General features: G+C 34.2%; 19 protein-coding genes and 2 riboswitches. Of the genes, 4 read left to right on the top strand and 15 right to left on the bottom strand.

What is annotated here, in order from left to right; translation table 11 throughout:
- Positions 1-372: 372 nt before the first annotated feature.
- The gene (locus IGJ04_RS13490) at positions 373-2,043 is read left to right on the top strand and encodes a PucR family transcriptional regulator (RefSeq protein ID WP_002358159.1); all 1,671 of its coding nucleotides are present in this window, start codon (positions 373-375) and stop codon (positions 2,041-2,043) included.
- Between the two features lie 54 nt (positions 2,044-2,097).
- Here the strand turns inward: IGJ04_RS13490 and IGJ04_RS13485 are convergent, their stop codons facing one another.
- From IGJ04_RS13485 to IGJ04_RS13475, 3 genes are all read right to left on the bottom strand, one after another.
- Positions 2,098-2,523 carry a universal stress protein gene (locus IGJ04_RS13485; RefSeq protein WP_002358161.1) on the bottom strand — a complete coding sequence of 142 codons (426 nt, stop codon included), beginning with the start codon at positions 2,521-2,523 and terminating at the stop codon, positions 2,098-2,100.
- Positions 2,523-4,121: an Nramp family divalent metal transporter gene (locus IGJ04_RS13480; RefSeq protein WP_438840291.1), complete on the bottom strand. Its 1,599-nt coding sequence runs from the start codon at positions 4,119-4,121 to the stop codon at positions 2,523-2,525. The genes IGJ04_RS13485 and IGJ04_RS13480 overlap by 1 nt, the downstream gene beginning before the upstream one ends.
- Positions 4,122-4,389: 268 nt before the next feature.
- Complete coding sequence (locus IGJ04_RS13475; RefSeq protein WP_002397861.1) at positions 4,390-4,905, bottom strand: AAA family ATPase; 516 nt, start codon at positions 4,903-4,905, stop codon at positions 4,390-4,392.
- A gap of 314 nt (positions 4,906-5,219) precedes the next feature.
- A riboswitch (M-box (ykoK) riboswitch) is annotated at positions 5,220-5,387 on the top strand.
- Positions 5,388-5,428: 41 nt separating this feature from the next.
- Between IGJ04_RS13475 and IGJ04_RS13470 the strand changes: the two genes are divergently transcribed.
- The 3 genes from IGJ04_RS13470 (at position 5,429) to IGJ04_RS13460 (ending at position 8,618) form a co-directional block, all read left to right on the top strand.
- Positions 5,429-7,201 (top strand): ABC transporter permease subunit, encoded by a 1,773-nt coding sequence (locus tag IGJ04_RS13470; protein WP_002384764.1) that lies wholly within the window; start codon positions 5,429-5,431, stop codon positions 7,199-7,201.
- Positions 7,202-7,289: 88 nt separating this feature from the next.
- Entirely contained in the window at positions 7,290-8,069 is a 780-nt protein-coding gene (locus IGJ04_RS13465; protein ID WP_002360638.1) for an ABC transporter ATP-binding protein, read from the top strand.
- A 62-nt stretch (positions 8,070-8,131) separates the two neighbouring features.
- A riboswitch (M-box (ykoK) riboswitch) is annotated at positions 8,132-8,299 on the top strand.
- A gap of 64 nt (positions 8,300-8,363) precedes the next feature.
- On the top strand, positions 8,364-8,618 hold the full coding sequence (locus IGJ04_RS13460; protein WP_163401977.1) for a hypothetical protein: 255 nt from the start codon (positions 8,364-8,366) through the stop codon (positions 8,616-8,618).
- Positions 8,619-8,790: 172 nt separating this feature from the next.
- Here the strand turns inward: IGJ04_RS13460 and IGJ04_RS13455 are convergent, their stop codons facing one another.
- The 12 genes from IGJ04_RS13455 to IGJ04_RS13400 form a co-directional block, all read right to left on the bottom strand.
- Positions 8,791-9,939 carry a tyrosine-type recombinase/integrase gene (locus IGJ04_RS13455; protein ID WP_438709677.1) on the bottom strand — a complete coding sequence of 383 codons (1,149 nt, stop codon included), beginning with the start codon at positions 9,937-9,939 and terminating at the stop codon, positions 8,791-8,793.
- Positions 9,940-9,997: 58 nt separating this feature from the next.
- Positions 9,998-10,360, bottom strand: a complete 363-nt coding sequence (locus tag IGJ04_RS13450; protein ID WP_438709676.1) for a DUF771 domain-containing protein — start codon at positions 10,358-10,360, stop codon at positions 9,998-10,000.
- A gap of 372 nt (positions 10,361-10,732) precedes the next feature.
- Positions 10,733-10,942 carry a helix-turn-helix domain-containing protein gene (locus IGJ04_RS13445; RefSeq protein WP_438709675.1) on the bottom strand — a complete coding sequence of 70 codons (210 nt, stop codon included), beginning with the start codon at positions 10,940-10,942 and terminating at the stop codon, positions 10,733-10,735.
- 75 nt (positions 10,943-11,017) lie between these two features.
- On the bottom strand, positions 11,018-11,407 hold the full coding sequence (locus tag IGJ04_RS13440) for a sigma factor-like helix-turn-helix DNA-binding protein (protein WP_438709674.1): 390 nt from the start codon (positions 11,405-11,407) through the stop codon (positions 11,018-11,020).
- A 298-nt stretch (positions 11,408-11,705) separates the two neighbouring features.
- Positions 11,706-11,885, bottom strand: coding sequence for a hypothetical protein (locus tag IGJ04_RS13435; RefSeq protein WP_438840290.1), 180 nt, complete (start codon positions 11,883-11,885; stop codon positions 11,706-11,708).
- A 200-nt stretch (positions 11,886-12,085) separates the two neighbouring features.
- A complete protein-coding gene (locus IGJ04_RS13430; protein ID WP_438709672.1) occupies positions 12,086-12,931 on the bottom strand; it encodes a MurR/RpiR family transcriptional regulator in 846 nt (281 codons plus the stop codon).
- Between the two features lie 63 nt (positions 12,932-12,994).
- Positions 12,995-14,902: a glucose PTS transporter subunit IIA gene (locus IGJ04_RS13425; RefSeq protein WP_438709671.1), complete on the bottom strand. Its 1,908-nt coding sequence runs from the start codon at positions 14,900-14,902 to the stop codon at positions 12,995-12,997.
- A 481-nt stretch (positions 14,903-15,383) separates the two neighbouring features.
- On the bottom strand, positions 15,384-16,301 hold the full coding sequence (locus IGJ04_RS13420; protein ID WP_438709670.1) for a transketolase family protein: 918 nt from the start codon (positions 16,299-16,301) through the stop codon (positions 15,384-15,386).
- Positions 16,301-17,128: a transketolase gene (locus tag IGJ04_RS13415; RefSeq protein ID WP_438840289.1), complete on the bottom strand. Its 828-nt coding sequence runs from the start codon at positions 17,126-17,128 to the stop codon at positions 16,301-16,303. Before IGJ04_RS13415 ends, IGJ04_RS13420 begins: the two co-directional genes overlap by 1 nt.
- Before the next feature lie 16 nt (positions 17,129-17,144).
- On the bottom strand, positions 17,145-17,702 hold the full coding sequence (gene hxlB, locus IGJ04_RS13410) for a 6-phospho-3-hexuloisomerase (RefSeq protein ID WP_438709668.1): 558 nt from the start codon (positions 17,700-17,702) through the stop codon (positions 17,145-17,147).
- Between the two features lie 363 nt (positions 17,703-18,065).
- Complete coding sequence (locus tag IGJ04_RS13405; protein WP_438709667.1) at positions 18,066-19,196, bottom strand: glycerate kinase family protein; 1,131 nt, start codon at positions 19,194-19,196, stop codon at positions 18,066-18,068.
- Positions 19,197-19,251: 55 nt separating this feature from the next.
- Positions 19,252-20,061, bottom strand: coding sequence for an alpha/beta fold hydrolase (locus IGJ04_RS13400; protein WP_438709666.1), 810 nt, complete (start codon positions 20,059-20,061; stop codon positions 19,252-19,254).
- Positions 20,062-20,063 lie beyond the last annotated feature (2 nt).

Raw genomic sequence — 20,063 nt, 5'->3', positions numbered from 1 at the left:
CTCCATTTTACAAACTATAACCTTCAAAGTTACCAGAATTTTCTGATAAAATATAGAAAAAGAAGCATATCTGATAAGAGTCTCAAAAAACTTACAGATTATAGAAATACTTGAGAAATTTAAAGTAGCTGAAACAATAGTAAAAGCATTAAAAATTAAGTATACTATTGCTATATCTTTAAACGATGCGTTTCTATAGGTTGTAAGCGCTGATTGTTCTTATTTGGTCATTTGTGACTACCAATCACGTGATGACTTGGAACTTTTTTCTATTAGTATAAGGATACCTTATTTTCCCTAAAATAGTTTTGTAACATCTTACAATAAATACACTTAATTTTTAGATAATTCATACAAAAGGAGGCCTTGCTAATGATGACGGTCAATGATCTACTCCATGCAGAAGAACTACCTGGTTTAACCTTATTGACGCACGAGACCAATTTAGATGCGCCAATTCTACAAGCAAATATTTTAGAAAATCCTGATGCTTTTGACTGGTTAACGCCAGGAGAAATTTTATTAACTACCGGCTATATTTTCAAAGATCAGCCTTGCTTGCAAAAACGTCTTATTCAAGAACTAGCAAATATGAACTGCGCTGCTCTAGGCTTTAAAGTCCAACGTTATTTCAATGAAGTTCCACAAGAGATGATCCAATTAGCGAATGACGTCGGATTACCAATTCTCTCAATCCCTTATAATTACAACTTTTCTCAAATTATTTCATTGGTCAATCGCCGAGTCAATCAACCTGACGAAACGATTAGCCAACATTCTGTTCATATGCATAATAAATTTTATACAATTATCAAAGCTGGCGGAAAAAGTACCCAATTACTGGAAGTATTAAGTGCCGCGATTCAAGCGCCTGTAATGCTTTTAGACGAGCGTTTTCAGATTATGAATCATTTTGATTTACCTGATGCGCCAACAAGAATCACCAGTATTTTAAATAACGCGACTCTCAAAAAACAGTTTGAGACAGCTTTAAAAGCCCAGAACAATGAGCTCCTATTATTTTATAAAGAACCATTGACTGTTGAATTTTCCTTAGCGAACCATCAGTTATCTTTGCGAATTTTACCCATCAAAAAGAAAAATCTCAGCTTATCTTACTTAGTGATTTGGCAAACTACCAAAAAATTACAGACGATTGATTTATTATCTGTGGAGGTCTGTGCTCACTACCTTTTACCACAACTTCAATTAGAATCTTCGGAAAATTTAACAACGAGGCAAAAGATCGGGGCGCTGTTTCAAGACCTTATCCAAGAAAAAAATACCAATCCTCAAGCTTGGCAAGAATTTAGTAATTATCTGCAATTAAATGAAAAAGATACATTTAGTCTCTTGCTTGTAGCCATTGAACAATTGGAACAACTGTTTAATCCGACTATTCAAATGAATAGCATTGGCCATCAATTGAATCATATTTTAGAAGGATATCGACAAAAAATTACTGCCTTTCCTACACAAACTGGCTTTATTTTATTACTAGAAAATCCAGCGCAAGAGGAAGCCACCTACCTTGCACAAACCACTCATCTTGCCAAGAATTTACTAGAGCAACTAATGAAACTGAATCCAAAATTATCATTTAAATTAGCGATTGGGCCAACTGTCAAAAAAATCACCAATCTGTGTGATTCTTATAAATTAGCACAAGAAACATTCCACTTAGCACAAGCAAGTCAAGAATTACAACAACGAACTATTTTGAATTATGACGACCTCTTTTTTTATCGTTTAATGATCGAAACCCTGACCAAACAAGCCAAACAAAAAATATATCAACGATTGATTGAACCATTGGAAAAAGAAGATCAAAAACATGAAAGTTCCCTACTAGAAACCATCAACACCTACTTTCAGTCGAATAAAAATATTTCGTTGACTGCCACAAATATGTATGTACATCGTAATACAATTATTTACCGCTTAAAAAAAATAGAAGAGATTCTTCACTTAACTTTAGAATTTCCTGATAGTTCGCTACAACTAAGTTTGGCTGTTTATTTATATAAACAAAAATTACTATAAAAAGGCCACCACGAATAGTAAATCGTGGCGGCTTTTTTAACTGTTTCAATTTTGTTAGCGAATAATCATTACAGAAATTGGGGCATATCGAGCCATATAAGCTGCTTGGCTACCAAAAAAGCTTTTTAATTTGCTAGTTGACTTGGAGCCAATAATTAACAAATCTGGTTTATTCAAAGGAATAAGCTTATTAATAATTAATTCTCCTGGGTTCCCTTCATTGACAATTACACTTACTTTATCGATGCCATTCGCTAACGCTTCTTGTTGATATTTTTCCGTTTGTTTCTCTAATTTCGCCAACTGTTCTTGCCAATAATTTTTATCTAACGATTGGTAAACATTAATCTCTTTCTCTTCTAAAATCGAAACAATAACCAATTCAGCTTGTTCTTCTTTTGCTTTTTGGATAGCATAATGAAATGCTTTTAACGCATCTGGCGACTCTTCAACACCAACCATAATTTTTGAAAATTTCATTATTTAACCTCCTCTACTTGTTGCTCCATAGCTGCAAGCTGCTGTGCATATCGTTTATCGCCTTTATATAATTCCACAACCGTCCAAACTAACAAGAGGATGACGAGTGCTATGATGACATAGGCAATATTATCGGCTAACGTAATTTGACTCGCTGTCGGATTATCACCGAAGAATCCTTCAATTTGATCAGGTAATCCTTTCATATTGAGGTAAATTAAGCCAATGACAGAAACCCAGCCTAACAATTTAATTAACCACGAGTTTTTAAAATGTTCACCCATTTCAACACGGCTATCTGTAAACATCAGTAAAGGCAACATCGAAAATGGCAAAGCAAATGCTAGAAAAACTTGTGAATTGTTCATTAAATTATTAATCGCAATATGCTCCTCCACTGTACTTTTTCCGCTGATCATTAAAACACAGATTAAGACAGGAATAACAGATAACAAACGTGTGACCATCCGACGTAACCAAATTGGTACGCGCATATGAATAAACCCTTCCATAATGATTTGACCAGTTAACGTTCCTGTAATTGTTGAATTTTGTCCTGATGCCAATAAGGCTACCGCAAATAAAATTGATAAAATTCCAGAACCTGCAATATGCGCTAAAATAGAATTACTCATAACCGCTGGATTTGATAAAGCATCAAACAAACCAAAGAATGAAGGATCTTTGACACTGCCGGATTTAAAAACGGCCACACCCATAATCAATAATAAAGAGTTAACAAAAAATGCCATCGTTAATTGAATATTAGAATCCCAAGTTGAAAAGCATAAAGCGCGTTGAATATCGGTTTTATCTTTACGATCAATTTTACGACTTTGCACAACAGAAGAATGTAAATACAAATTATGAGGCATCACTGTTGCACCAATAATCCCCAATGCACCTGTCAATGGCGTTTGCCCATTCACCGCATGTGATGTAGAAAAAGCTTCTGCGCTAGGAACCAGCCCTTTAATTACATCTCCCCATACTGGATTTGACAATGCCACTTGATAAGCAAAAATCACAAAAATAACAACAATTAAAGCAACAACAATAGCTTCAATTTTTCTAAAACCAATTTTTGTCAATAACAACAAAAGTAAAACATCAAATACCGTAATGAAGACAGCCAGACCTAAAGGAATATGAAATAATAAATATAAGGCAATTGCGCCCCCGATAACTTCAGCGATATCTGTAGCCATAATTGCTAACTCTGTTAAAATCCATAATACAATACCTAACGTCTTACTAGTTCTAGCACGAATCGCTTGTGCTAAATCCATCTGTGAAACAATGCCTAATTTAGCAGCCATATATTGGAGCAACATTGCAATCAAACTGGAAATTAAAATAATCGACATCAATAAATATTGAAAATTTTGTCCCCCAGTAATTGAAGTAGACCAGTTTCCTGGATCCATATACCCCACTGCTACCAATGCTCCTGGACCTGAGTAAGCAAATAACGTTTTCCAAAAACTCATATTTTTAGGCACGTCAATGGTGCCATTAATTTCTTCAAGCGAAGGACCATTTGCATATTCAATCAAATGATGTCTTTGCTTTGGTTCATGTTCTTCTGAATTTTTCAATTCAATTCCTTCTTTCGTTTTGCAATAATTTTAAAAGGCCCTTCCCGTTAGAAGGTTAACCTCTAATATATTTTAGGTACACCTAAAATATACTGCTAAAAATAACAAAATGCAAGACTTGAAAGAAAATTTTGACAGTGTAAAAATAGGTTGTCGTAAATGTGCGATCTTAAAGTTTGAAGAAATTAGGGTAGCTGGTAGTTGATTATCTTAAGAAGTAGAAAATAAGGGACCTAAGTCATTTCGGCTTAGGTCCCTTATTTTATTTTTATTCGGTTATTCTATTAAGAATGGTTGCTACAATTTCTGTCGTGTCAGCTGAATGATTTCTAAAAATCTCGGTAAACTGAATCTGACGAAAACCTTCAAGTACTTCGGGCAACTTATTTTTCCCCCATTCAAAAGTTCCATCATTTCTTTTCAATAATCTCTGTAAAATTTCTTCTTTCTCGACCGCTAACAAAAAATGATAAACGTCAATGCCTGCTCGTCTCAAATAACCAATCAGCTCTTCTTCATATTCTTTTTTATAAAGGGTCATTGGAACAATAATCGGCCGTCCAGACTCTTTGGACATTCGTTTTAATAAATGAGCATTCCAGCAACGCCATTCCTGATACTCTTGAAAATCATTTTCTTTCATTTCTTCGGGAACTAACTCCATCAATGCACTACCAATAATTTCTGGATCATAAATGATTGCATTGGGAAGTTTTTGTTGTAACTCATGTGCAATGGTCGTTTTTCCGGCTCCAAACGCACCGTTTAACCAAATAATCATCATAATTTCCTTTCTTCTGAACAAATTTCTTTGTTGTTTAATTTAGGTGCTAGATTACTTTTAATTTTTTTAGCCATTCACTTATAGTTACTACTTACATCTTTAACAGTAAACGAGACAAACTAAAAATACAACATCCTACGCTATTAACCTCGGGTTATATAACATACTCATCTGATAATTTCTCCCTAAAAAAACAGAATGTGGGCAATCTTTTTAAGAATCATTGAATAGAATAACAACAAACAGTAATTCAGGTATAACCAGCTAGAAATTGTTTTATTTTTAGTCACGAGTATGATAAGCATGTAAATCAAATAGAATCATATTAGGTGAGGTTACTCTGAAGAACACAGGTTATCGCTCGGAAATGTCGAGAGACAGTAACGAGTAAAGCAGGGATTGTCGAATTAAGGCTTTCCTAAGATAACTAGAATTTTTTTCTTACGTCTCAGAAAGCCAAAGCTCAATTATTGTGATTACCCTATAATCTTCTTTTATTCGGCGACCTCTTTAATATGATTAATTGGAGGTTTTTAAATTGAAAGCTGTCACTGCATCATCTAAGAAAAATACCCTACTTGCTAAAAGTATCGGGAATCTTACCTTGCTCATCATTTTAGGCATTTTCATTTTTATCATCGTCTTCTCTTGGCTAAAAATGAATCGCCCTCTCCACACCCTTCCCTCAGAAGAATTCCTCGCAACACCAAGTAAAACAGATGATTTCTTATCTCCATCAAATCTTTTTTACTTTTCAATTCGAACCATGTTTCGAATGATTGTGGGGATGGCTTGGTCCTTCCTGTTTTCCTTTGTTTTTGGTATTTTAGCCGTAAAATATAAAACGGCACGAAGAGTCATTTTACCATTAGTTAATTTCCTTGAATCTGTTCCATTGCTAGGTTTTTTGACCTTTACAACTGCTTGGTTACTTGGTTTATTTCCAGGAAATGTGATGGGCGCAGAAGCGGTTGCTATTTTTGCCATCTTCACAGGTCAAGCTTGGAACATCATGTTGACTCTTTATCAAATAATGGAAGTTATTCCTTCAGATCTAGTCAATGTGACCGATCAGTTCAAGTACAATGCTTGGGAAAAATTTTGGCGGCTTGAATTTGTTTACTCAATTCCTGGCTTACTTTGGAACGTTATTATTTCTCAAACTGCGGCTTGGTTTGCCTTGGTGGCCAGCGAGCAAGCTTCTGTTGCCTTTCCTAAAGAAACCAACCTTTATTTACCAGGAATTGGTTCTTATATCCAAGTAGCATTAAATCGAGCCGACTTTAAATCCTGTTTATGGGCTGTTTTTGCCTTATTAATCAATGTGGTGATTTTAAACTTTTTAGTTTTTCAACCTTTAGTTCGAGCCACTTATTATTTTAAATATGAAACAGATGTCGAAAGTACGACGCCACCTAAATCCATCATTTATCATTTATTAAAAAAAGCAACTTTAACGAAATACTTTTCAAAAGCTTTTGTGAAATTCAGTCATTTTTGGATTTACGATTTACCAAAAGTTTGGTACTTTTTCAAGCTAGACTATCTCTATCGATTACTAGCAAAATTACGCCATTTCTTCAAAACATTATGGTATGTCAGCTTAACCATTATTGGGGTTTATTGTTCTATTAAGCTCTATCATTTCTTGCCCCATCAAGATTTCAGCATGATTCCTAGATTAACCCTTTATACTACGCTACGGGTTACCTTGGCTATGGTCGTTGCTGGCATTATCTTTACTCCCTTAGCAATCTGGGTTGCGAATGATAATCGGCGCTTAAGTATCGTTCAACCGATTGGACAAATTTTAGGCTCCATTCCGTCAAATGTTTATACTCCATTCATTGTGTTGATTATTAGTATGGGCTTCAACAAATTAGAATGGTGGATTCTACCACTCATCATGGTTGGTTGCCAATGGTATTTTTTCTTTAATGTAATTGCTGGCTACTTAGCCATCCCTGATGATATTCGTGACGTAACCAAACTTTTTAAATTATCTAAATGGCAATGGTGGACAAAATTTTTGATCCCTTCTATTTTACCTTACCTCATTACAGCAATTATTAACGCTGCTGGTGCTGCTTGGAACGCTGATATCGCAGCAGAAAGCATTCAATGGGGCAAAAAATCAATAGATGTTACTGGCCTAGGACAATATATTGCGGCAAACGATGGCGTAAAAGATAAATCTGCCTTAGGAACCTTAGCGATGTGTTTCGTTGTTGGTTTATGTATCGCCTTTGTTTGGCAACCTTTATATCGAGCAGCAAAACAAAAATTTCACTATTAATAGCTGGACGACTCAACTCGACTAAATTTTTAAGATAAACTAGAGAGGAGAACGATAGGTGATTTCCCTTGACCTATCTAATAAGACGATGGAAAATAAAGAATTATTAAGCATAAAATCAGTATATAAAGAATTTGAAATTGAAGGACATTCAGAACATTTAAAAGTCCTTGAAAATATTGATTTAACAGTTAAAACGAATGAATTTTTAAGTATTATCGGACAATCAGGAACAGGAAAATCAACGTTGCTCAGAAGTATCGCTGGACTTCTTCGTACAACTAGAGGTGAAATTACTTTTGAAGATAAAATCATTAATGAGCCTGATGCCAATATCGGCATGGTTTTTCAACATTTTGCCCTTTTTCCTTGGTTGACAGTTGAAAAAAATATCAGCTTTGGCTTAGAAAACCGTAAAGAAATTTCTCGCGAACAAATAAATAAAAGAGTCAGTAATCTCATTGAAATGATTGGTTTAACTGGTTTTGAAAAAGCTTATCCCAGAGAGTTATCTGGTGGAATGAAACAGCGTGTAGGCTTTGCTCGTGCTTTAGCCATCGAACCTAGCTTATTGCTCTTAGACGAACCTTTTTCAGCTTTAGATATCATTACAGCCAGCCAATTATCTAACGATTTATTAGAAATTTGGTTAAACAATCAAATTGCGACTAAATCAATTGTAATGATCACGCATGACGTTCAACAAGCAGTCCAACTTTCTGATCGGGTTGTATTAATGGATGCAAATCCTGGTCGTATTGCCAAAATTTACTCAATCGATATCCCCAGAAATCAACGTTCGCCAAAAACAACCATTGATATTGTAGAACAAATAACAGAAGAAATGGTTCGTCGCATTCATTTGTAAATAGAACTGTTTTGACTTCTGCTTATGTCTTGACAAAGAGTTACTTAAAAGACTATTATTTCTTTATAATAAGTTAGGTGAGGCTCCTATACAAACATAGGCTATTGCTCAGAAATGTCGAGAGACACCAATGAGTAGAACAAGACTGGTCGAGGAGAAGGCTTTTCTCAAAATAGCTAAGAGTGATCTTTACGTTGTATAGTGCTAAAGCTCAACGTTCATGTTGATGTATATTTTTAGTCTCTAGTCAATCAGTTAAGTACTTTTATTTAAAATTAAGAGAGGAGTGAAAGTATGACTACTATGTTAGCAATCATTGGAACTGTTGTAATCATCACAGTTCAAGTTATTGAATATAATATGACAGAAATTCATATTCCCACTGCAGGAACATTTAATGACGATGATGCAGAACCCCCACATTCTTCTGTAACCCTTGTATTTATTCGCACTATACTTATCACTCTCTCACTTAACTTTCCATCTCATTTTTTTGAGATGGTTTTTTATGTTGTATTCGAGAAAATAATAAACAAAAAAGACTGTTAAATCATTGATTTAACAGTCTTTAGTATACCGGCGGCCAGAGCCACATGATAAAAAATACCATTAAATAGTTTTTAAATCTCTTTTATTTAGAGGTTTTCATAAAATACCTTTAAATACATTTCAATTCCTCGCACCATTTTCGCACCCATGTTTTTCATGATTAAATAACGATTTAAAAAAGTGAGTTCATCAAGCCACGAGTTTTAGACCTAGTTCTCGCATCGTATTCTTGAAAGACATGATAGTATGTTTTTCTAATTTCTTCTGGCATATCACCAACAATTAATGCCACTTCTTCTACAGCATACCCTTGATAAATTAAGAAAGAAACAAATGTATGTCGGCAACAGTGCATAGAAAATTTTGGCTTATCTATTATGCCACACTCAACAAGAATTTTCTTAATCTCAATATTGGCTTTTCGGTTATTACATATCCCCTCTTGCCAATCAAAGAAAACTTGTTTACGAGGATTGGGAATATTCCTAGCTTGGCATCTTTTTGATTGATACTGCCATAACTCTCTAACAAGCTCAGCCAAATTCTGTGACATTTCTACTTTTCGATAACTATTGGCATTTTTACAAGGAAGCCAATCAGTCGAATTTGAAGGAGGTTCAATGTAGTCATAGGTCTTGTTGATGTCTATAAAACCCTGCTCAAAATTCAGATCATCAATGGTAAGTCCAACAATTTCAGAAAAACGACATCCTGTTAACAAAGCAAAGATTATTGCATAGTAGATAGAAGAATCCTTATTTCTATGTTGCACCACATATTGCACAACTTTTTTATACTGAGCATCATCAATATATTTTTGATAGACTGGTTTCTCCTTTGACTTATCCCCTAACCCTCTTAAAGAGCTTCCAGAAGTAAACTCAACAGAGATATGACCTAGAGCAAACGCTTGTTTTACACATGCACGCATGTGAGTGTGAAATTTTTCAAGCGTAGCTGGTGCATAATCTCTCGAGAATCTATTTAATAAATCCACGTACCTATCATTAGTTAAATCAGATAATGAGATTTCTCCAAGATAATCTTTAATGTATCTCTTGCTATCTTGATAATGTCCTTGGGTCTTTCTTGAGCTAGATTCCTTTTTATATTTCTGAAAAAACCATTCAAAGTATTCATAAAAGGGAACAGCAAAAGCCATTTGTCTATCTTTTGAAGAGATTGAATGTGCATACTCTACAGCTTTCATGGCTTCAAACTTAGTTGAAAAGCTACCTAATGCTTTATTTTCATACCCTCCTGTTTCTTTTTTCACACTTATAAAGGCACGCCATTTTGTACCACGCTTGCTAACACCCATTCAAACACCATCTCTTTCTAGATGAGTGTTTAAACAGCTATATATATGGTCAATGTTATTATACCTCATTTTTTTCAAAGTTAGTAAAAATTTCTGGAAAATTCTCTTCAATAAAAGTTAATAATTTGCTTTCTAGTATATAATATTTTCCTGAGCTACCACCTTTAGGATATGCGACACATCCATTAGGGTTCTCTTTAATATCTAATGTCTTTTTGAATTTTGGATTTAAAAGAATTAGCTCATTAAACATGGGTCTACTAAGGCAAGTGTGCTTCTTTCTAAAATCCTCTACAGAAACGCAGTTTCCTTTAAACCCTAATTCTTTTAAAGCTTTATATTCATCTTTTTGGATTAGAACAAAATTTTCTGGCAATACGATACGTGCCTGATACTCAATGATTTGTTCCAAATTTATCACCTCCAATTTTTAACCTATCTATACTTACTTTTCTTAGATAACTGTTTCATTTTCTAACTACTTTCAAATCGCTTTAGGTAAAGCACATAGGAATTTCACCTCTCCTCAGTCTACGGGAGCCTTGCGGAAGTATCATTATATTCTGCCACCGTCATTGCAACTTGATTGCCTAAATCAAATCCTGCATTAACTAGATATCGCTCACTAAAGTCTTGGCGTAGCTATGCTGTAGCTCTGGCAACAGAAAACGTAATTTAAAAGTTCATTATTCAATTTTCAAGGAACGATCGGCATTATTTTTGCCTTCACTAGATAAATAGACAAAGACAGACATTTTGAAACTATAAAATTTCAAAACATCTGTCTTTTTGCTTATTCTTTTAAATATTTATCAATATCAAATGACTGCACCGCCACAATAAATTGAGCGGCTAGTTCTTGATAACAATCCTTATTCACTTGCTTTGAGTATCGTCGCGAATGATTAATAATGGACGGCTCAAAAGAAAGAAATAATTCGAGCAATGCCTCTTCATCTCCATTTTTTGCTCTTTGAAGAAGAGGAACTAAGTTAACTGCCATAATATCTCCACCTTAATCATCAAGTTTATAATTTTAAACTTTTTTCAGGTGGTGATTTATTTCGAGCAACTATTTTTAAAATAGAAAGTATTCTTTTAACTTGGCAAAAGCTTTGCGCTTTTTTTTAGAAATCATTTGGCTGCTTACATGAAGTTTCTTTCCAATTTCCGCATCTGAAAGTCTTTTCGAATACTTCTCACTGAGAATAAAGAGTTCGTCATTAGTTAGACATGAAAGGCTTAAACGAAGCTGTTCATTCTCAAAATTCATTTCAAAAATTTCTTCAGGAGTAAATCCTTTTTCATTGAGACTTCCTGTTTGTTCATTTTGATTAAACTCTGTCAGTTCTTGAGATTCGTGAGAAAATATCTTTCCTTGCTTGTTATAAAAGGCATTTGCCTGACGTTGTAAAGTAACAGTAATATAACGAATAAAAATATAAGTGACGTCCATTTCTGTTTTCATTTAGCAAACGCCTCCTACAATTTTGGCAGGTGATATTGCCAGTAACCACGATAGGCACGCTCAATCGGCAAAGAGCGCTCTTTTAGCATTTTAGGTAAAATGTTACAAGTTAAGTTCTTGTAGGAAATACATAGTTCATATTCTGTATTTATTTTTTTTAATAATTGCTGATTACTCAATGGTACTGGGCTTTGCTTTAAAATAGATAAAATATTTTTAGATACACGATCAAAGGAAACATGATGTTGCGTTTTATTTTTTCTAAATAGGTAGTCTTTACTTTGTGTTTTTTCTTTTTCTAATACTGAAATGTTTTTTTGTTTCCAGACAATATTTCAGCAGATAACTGCTCCATAGAGTTTAAGTTATCTAAGCGTTGCTTTAGTTCCTCATATTGTTTATTCAGTTCTCTTCTTTCATCAATAAGCTTTCTTAAAAGGTCGTAGATCAATTGCTTTTCTTTTTGAATATCTAACATAAATATCCCTCCTACATAATAAATAGGTGGGAGTCTTTTTTTTGAAACCATAAACTAATATTAATTATCTTAAATACTATAAATATCTAAAACTATTCACCATGGCTAAATATGCATTATGGTAATTTTTGACCCTTAAGTCTATAAAAAAAGTGCAAAAAGATTTTAGACTTTTCGCACTTTAAAAATTAATCAAAAAACTATGACTTGTATTTAGCTAAAAATTCCTCTCTATCAGAACTATAACGATGGTATTTGCCATCTTCATCAACTGACAGTAAAAGTAAGAGCATATCAATAATTGCCATGTGTGCCATTCTAGTAGAACTAATTGCTTCAAAATAAATTTTCTCACTTGTAAAGCTCAAAAGAACTTGATCTACCAAATTAACTAATGGCGATTTTGCATAGCTAGTTATTGCAATTGATGGCGTTTTACGTTCCTTAGCGATTGTAGCGATATCCACAATCATGTTAGTGCTTCCTGAATTAGATATCAATAAACATGCATCTTTTTCAGTCATTTGAAAAGCAGCGTTTGTTTGCATTTCAGGACTTATATCGACATTCGTTCTGATACCATATTGATTAAACTGATAAGCCGCATAAACTGCTAATGGATTCGTATTGCCTGCACCAAATATATAAAGAGTGTCACAACTTTTAATAAGCTCAAGTGATTTTTTTACCATTTCTCTGTCAATGAGTTCATCACATTTCTTTAGCTCTTCACATTTATATTGAAAAATATTTTGAATTGATGTATTGTAATCGTTCAAATTAATTTCAAAATTAGAATCAGTATTTTCTTCTTGAATATTTCTAGCTAATGATATTTTAAAGTGATAAAAACCCTTACAGCCAGCTTTTTTCGACATTCTCATAACAGTTGCTTCACTAACATTTGTTTTCTCCGCTAATTCTGTAACACTCATATTTGTTACTTCATTTGGGTGTTCCATAACAAAATCGGCAGCTTTTTTTTCTTGTTCAAACAAATCATCATAAATATTTTTTAACGATAGTAAGACATTTATATCATTCATAAGCAACCTCCATATTATCTAGTCATTCATTAATTATAAACCATGGAGGCTTTCCAACCAAGCTTAATTAAGTTCTACTGTTGCAACAAGGTCTCCTCTGTGTCCTGTTGAACCACCATCATATTCAAATTCCTTTACATCAATCATATTAGTTACAACAACAATCATCTCATCAGACTTACCTGCTGCTATAATTTTTTCCAAATCAACTTTAGCAATTGGAGTATTTTCTGTTACCTTATCCCCTACTTCAACAAGTATTTCAAATGGTTCTCCTTTTAATGAAACCGTATCGATTCCCATATGAACCAAAACGTCTAATCCATTTTCTGTTCTAATGCCGATAGCATGTTGTGTTTCAAATATTGTACTAATCACTCCAAAAACTGGTGAATACATTGTTGAGTCGGACGGTTTTACAGCATAACCATCACCCATCATTTTCTGTGAGAAAACAGGATCGGATACATCTTCCATGGGAATAACTTGCCCATCACATAATTGAAATAGATCAATTTCTTTGACTGTTTCAGTGACAACAATAGCTTCATCAACCGATGTTTCGGAAGCTTCTACAGCAACACCTGCCGTTTCAGGTTCCCCATCATATTGTCGTTTGTTTTTTAAACTGAATAGATAAGTCATTCCAAATCCTGCAATCGCAGAAAAAGCAATTGTAATTAAACAAAATATGAAATTAGTCATGCTGCCGTCAGGTGAAATATAAACTGGTGAGGTCACTAATCCTGGACCTGCGTATACATATTGTTTTAAATCTACAATTCCTGCAAATACAGAACCTATCGCCGCACCTGTCATTGCGCCTAGTAATGGCGTTCTAAAATTGAGACAGATACCGTACAACGCTGGTTCCGTGATACCAATAATTGCAGTAATACCCGATGATGCTCCGATTGATTTTGTATCTGTATTTCTACTCAAATACCATACTGCTAATGCTGCACCACCAATTGCAGAGTTACCTGCTAAACCACCTGGCAAGAAAATATTGTCGAAACCAACTGAGTTTAAATGTTCCATATTAATAAAGTAAACCGCTTTGTCCATACCTGTAATAATACTTAGAGGTGTAAGGAATCCCCAAATCGCTAAAGCTCCAAGCTTAAAGTGAGCTGCTATCAAATTCAAAAGCCACATTAATTTAGTCCCAGCAATATAACCAATTGGGCCTAAAATTACTAAGGTAACAGGAATCGCAATAACCAACGTTACTAAAGGTAAAAGGAAGTAGCGACCTGCCTGTGGTATTTTATTTTTGAAGAATCTATAAACCATAGCTAAAAAGGCTGTACCAAGAAGCATTGGTAAGAAAGAACCATTGTATTGTACTTGTGTTACTGGAAGTCCAAGAAAATCAAGTCCACCAACATTATTTATATCTGCAGCTAATAAAGTCATTCCTAAAAGTGCTCCTAGCGCTGGATCTGCTTTTAATTTCGCTGCAGCTGACCAGCCTAAAACGATTGGCATAAAGTAAAAGCCAGCTCCTGCTGCAGCATTTAGAATAACTACAGCACCACTATCAGGGTCTAAACCTAGGAAATTCGTACATATTGTCAAGAAAGCCAGTAACATTCCACAACCAAGATAAATCGGAATTACTGGAGCGACAGTCCCACTAACATATTCTACTACCATAGAACCAAAACCTTTTAAGGTTAACTTTCCTTTTGTGGCTGTTGCACCGCTACCAGTTCCCTTATAGCCAGTAATATCCATAAATTCTTCATAAACATTACTTACATCTGTTCCGATAATGATTTGAATCTCGTTTCCTTCCATTACTCTGACACCCATAACAGCTTTTGTCTTTTTCAATTCAGCTTCATTTAATTTTGTCATATCATTCAACTTAAATCGAAGCCTAGTTGCACAATGACCTGCACTTGTTAGGTTAGAAAGTCCACCAATATTCTCTACGATTCCATTTACTGTAGCTTCATATTTCATATTAAGCTACCTCCTTTTCCCATTATATATCTATCATTTTATAATTTCTGGAAATAAATTTATTCACTTATAATAAGACCATTTACGCTATAAATACTCTGTTAGCAAATTGTAAAAATTTACATCTTCTTTATTAAAATGAATCACTCTTATCTGGAACTATTGTACCAAAGGGTGACTTTTATGACCCTCTATTAAAGATTCAACTATAGGGTATACTTCATCAGCATTCCATTCTAGGTCGAAAGGAAAGCGATTGCAAAAACCGTTGAAAATCTATTCTACAACTCTTTTTTGTTTTCTATTTTTCAAAAAATTTATAAGTATCAGTTCTTTTATCTATTTCTTTAGCTTAGTTTAATAGGACACTTATTGTTTTAAAAACATCACTTAGACACTTTTAGTGCCTAAGTGATAACTAAAACTTCCAACTGTAACAGTATGATCAAACTCATTAGTTCAGTTTACTATTATCAACTGATTATAAACTTTTAGCTGCTTCCACGATGTTTGCAACAGTCAAACCGTACATTTCAAATAACTTATCAGGATTACCCGATTTACCAAACTTATCTTGAACACCAACCATTTTAATTTTCTTTGGTTCATTTTGCGAAAGTAATTCGCTCACTGCACTACCTAAACCGCCATGAACATTGTGCTCTTCAACAGTAACGAATCCTTTTACCTCTTTAGCTGTTGATAATAAAAGATTGGCATCTAAAGGCTTAATAGTAGAAATATTAATGACTTTTGCATCAATACCTTCTTGAGCTAATTTTTCTGCTGCTTCTTTGGCTTTTGCAACCATCAAGCCAGTCGCAACAATGGCAACATCCTTACCTTCTCGGATCGTTTCGCCTTTACCAATTTCAAATTTATATTCATCTGAATGTAATGTTGGTGTTGGAACTCGACTCATCCGTAAATAAACTGGACCATCGTACTCTGCAGCTGCTAAAACTGCTTGTCTTGCTTCAACATCATCACAAGGATGAATAACAGTCATATTAGGTAAGCTACGCATTAATGCAATATCTTCAATTGTTTGATGGGTTCCACCATCTTCTCCTACACTAATTCCTGCATGAGTTCCTACAATTTTAACATTTGCATTTGGGTAACACACAGAGTTTCTAATTTGATCGAAAGCTCTTCCTGTAGCAAATACAGCAAATGTACTTGCAAAAGGTATTTTACCACTTAGTGCTAATCCTGCTGCTGTTCCAATCATATCGGCTTCGGCAATTCCTGCATTAAAAAATCGTTCAGGACATTCTTTAGCAAACATCATTGTTTTAGTTGCATGTGCTAAGTCGGCATCTAATACAACTACATCTTCATTTTTAATTAACTCTACTAAGGTCTTTCCAAAAGCTTCTCTAGTCGCTAAATTCATTATTTTTCACCTCTCAATTCATTGATTGCAGCTTCTTTTTGCTCAACATTAGGAGCAACACCGTGCCAATCACCATTGTTTTCCATAAAAGATACACCTTTACCTTTGACTGTTTCAGCAACAATCACTGTCGGTTTTCCTTCAACTTTTTTAGCTTGATCTAATGCAGAAGAAATTTGATCTAAATCATGTCCATCAATTTTAATAACTTCCCAATTAAATGATTCAAACTTTTTATCAATCGGGTTTACAGTCATAACTTCATCATTCGTACCATCGATTTGTAAACCATTGTGATCTACTATAGCAATAACATTATCTAAGTTATAGTGGGCTGAGCTCATTGCAGCTTCCCAAATCTGTCCTTCTTGTAGCTCACCATCACCTAAAATCGTATAGATTGTGTGATCTTGATTATTTAGCTTCGCAGCTAATGCCATACCATTTGCAATACTTAATCCTTGTCCCAAAGAACCAGTAGAAGCATCCACACCTGGAGTTGATTTCATATCTGGATGCCCTTGTAACATTTCACCAGCTTTACGCAATTTCATTAATTCTGCTTTTGGAAAATATCCCTTATTTGCTAAAGTTGTATACAAAGCTGGAGCAACATGTCCTTTTGATAGAACTAAACGATCTCTGTTCTCCATTTTAGGATTTTCTGGATCAATATTCATTTTGTCGTAATACAAAACAGTTAGAATGTCAATAATTGATAGGGAGCCACCAGGGTGTCCAGAACCTGCCTCAGTAATCATTTCAATGATATCTATTCTAGCCGAATTAGCAATCTCTTTTAATTCATCTGTCGTCAATACAGTCATTTTTTAATCCTCCAAGTTATTCTAAATTTGAATGTCTTTTAAACATTTCTTCATTTTCTTTGTCTGATTTTTCCATTAACCCTAGTACAATAGAATCTCCAAGTAATAACACTGATTGCTCATATAGAGATGCCATTGGCTGAACAGAAGTGAAATCACTCTCCTGAACATTTTTGCTTGGTGCAGGAATCACTACTTTCGCATCAGACAATTTGGCTAACGTAGATGTACCATTCCCTGTAAATGCTAAAACTTTCCCACCAAATCCTTGAGCTTTCTCAGCCATTTGTATAAATTGCTTCGTTTCACCTGAACCAGAGGCAATGACCAATAGATCATTTTTTTCAAAGTTTGGTGTAATTGTTTCACCAATTACATATGCTTCTTTCCCCATGTGCATTAAGCGCATTGCAAAAGATTTAATGGCAAAACCTGCTCTTCCTAAAGCTAATACAAAAACTTTTGGGGAGCTTTCAACCAAGTCCAAAGCTTGATCAAACTCATCATTTGAAATTTTTTCTAAAGATTGCGAAATTTCTTTTACGATTTGTTCTTCATACTCATTCAACTTCAAATCAGATTCCTCCTTACGAAATTTTTTTCGTCTTCAAATTGATTATAAGCGCTTAACAGTTTATAGTCAATGATTTTCGCGAAAATTATTTCGTCAAAATTCGTTTTTTTTATTAAAAAATACTAAAACGGAATATTTTTTTCTTTAAAGCGAAATTTTTTTCGTTACAAAAATAGATTACAGAAGTGCTACACTATGAGTTTTAAACTTGTATCATTAGCTTCATTGATCACAAAAAATATTTATTTTCATTAAAAAACACCACTGACAAAACTATTAGTCAATGGTGTTTACTCTTCAAAAATTTGAAATACTGTTTAAAATTCTAATTACTCAACAAAGCTTTTTCTATTTGATTGTGTTTCATTCAGAGATATTATTTTGTACAGCCAATAGATTTTTAACCATGACAGAAGCTTTCTTCAAGTTACTATGAGCATTCAACATAGCTTCTTCCAGAGAAGTTATACTAGAGACAATTGGTACTACAACATCTATACCTGCCTTTTTAAATAATTCTAAATCTCCCTCAAATAGACCTACAAAAGCAATAACTGGTAATTTATGGATTTTTGCTAACTCACTTATACCTACAGGAACCTTTCCTTGTAAACTTTGATTATCCATCTTACCTTCACCAGTTATGACTAAATCAGCAGTTTCTAATTCATTATTGATTCCAGAATATTCCGATAAAAGTTTCAATCCCGACTTTACTTGAGCATTAAGCAAGATGCGTAAACCTAGTCCAAGACCTCCTGCAGCTCCATCACCACGCTGAAAATTCCTATCAAAAACCATCTTTTGTTGATAGTGAAGCATATCCGTCTCATATTGTTCTTTTTCTGCCTCACTAATCCCCTTTTGTCTTCCGAACATTTTAACTGCACCAAACTCTCCAGTTAGATAGCTGTCAATGTCCGTTGCTAAAATGAACTCTACCTTTTTTACCAGAGGATTAATGTTGCTATATGAAATTTTGTCTATTCTTCCTACATTTCCACCGATTGGTTTTAGAACTTCCCCTGTGGCACCCAAAAATACTACACCTAAAGCTGCCATAGCTCCGATACCACCATCAACTGTTCCAGTACCACCTAAACCAATGATAATTTTTTTAGCACCATTTTTTAAAGCAAGCAGAATTGTTTCTCCCACACCAAATGTACTTGTCTCTCTTGGATGGGTTTCAGCAACATCTCTCAAAAAATGAATACCTGCTGTATCTGCTGATTCAATAACCGCTAATTTTTCATGTTCTATCCATGCATAAGTCGCTTCAAATTTATTTCCGCACATATCATGGACAATTCCACTCTTTTTCTCTCCATTACAATTTTCTAAAAATGCTGCTACTGTTCCTTCACCGCCATCAGCAATAGCAATTTTTTTTACTTCTGTTTTATCGTCTGAAAATACTTGCTCAATAATATTATTTGCTTCTATGCTCGTCATAGAACCTTTCATAGAATCAATTGCAGTAATAATCTTCACAAAACTCCCCCCAATCTACTAGAGAAATCAACATTCAGAATGCTAAATGATTCTTCTAATACTTATTTATTAAGAATGACTGAATTGCTTCATAAGACTCTGTGGCATGTAATTTTCCAGACACTGTTTTAGACGTAATTTGTTTAAACTCTGAATGCGGGATATACTTATGGAGTAATTCTCCATATTCATATGGATGAAGAGGGTCTAAATGGCTGCCTAGAATTAAGGTTGGAATGTTTAACTTTTTCCATTCATCCCTATCTGAATTAGGACAATCCGTTGGTATGCAAACTAGCTTCAAAGACGTTTCAGTAGCATACGGATAATCAAACTGTCCTAATAATGTTTCTCCAGCATAGCTAGATAGCTGATTCATTGTTTGATAAATTTCTTTTTGTTTATAAGCAGACTTTTTATCAGTTATCGCTGAATCATTTAAAATCTGATAAACCTCTTGAAAAGCTTTTTGAATCATTTCAGGTTGTGGGCAGTCTTCCCATGCAGGTCTAGAAAGAATCAAACGTTCCATATTTTCTGGATGTCTAAGAGCAAAATTTAAAGAAACTCCAGCTCCTGTAGAAATACCACCCAGATAGAACTTCTCTAATTTCAAAAAATCAATAAGTGCTTTTACATCATCCGCAAATTTGTTAAAGCTAAGCATAGATTTATCACCAAAATACCTAGTTCTTCCATGACCTCTAAAGTCTATCACAATTCTTCTTATACCTGACGTTGCTTTCATCAAGCCAGCTGTTTGCTCAGTACTTCCACCTAAACCATGTAAAAAAATAAATGGAATCCCTGAATTTGCATCGTCTTCATAATAAAAATCAATGTTGTCATGTTTAAAAAAAGCCATTT

It is taken from the genome of Enterococcus sp. AZ050, from assembly GCF_051715085.1.
Lineage (GTDB): Bacteria > Bacillota > Bacilli > Lactobacillales > Enterococcaceae > Enterococcus > Enterococcus faecalis.
Note: the sequence above shows the minus strand (reverse complement) of the source record. Positions and strands in the feature narration are given on the sequence as shown.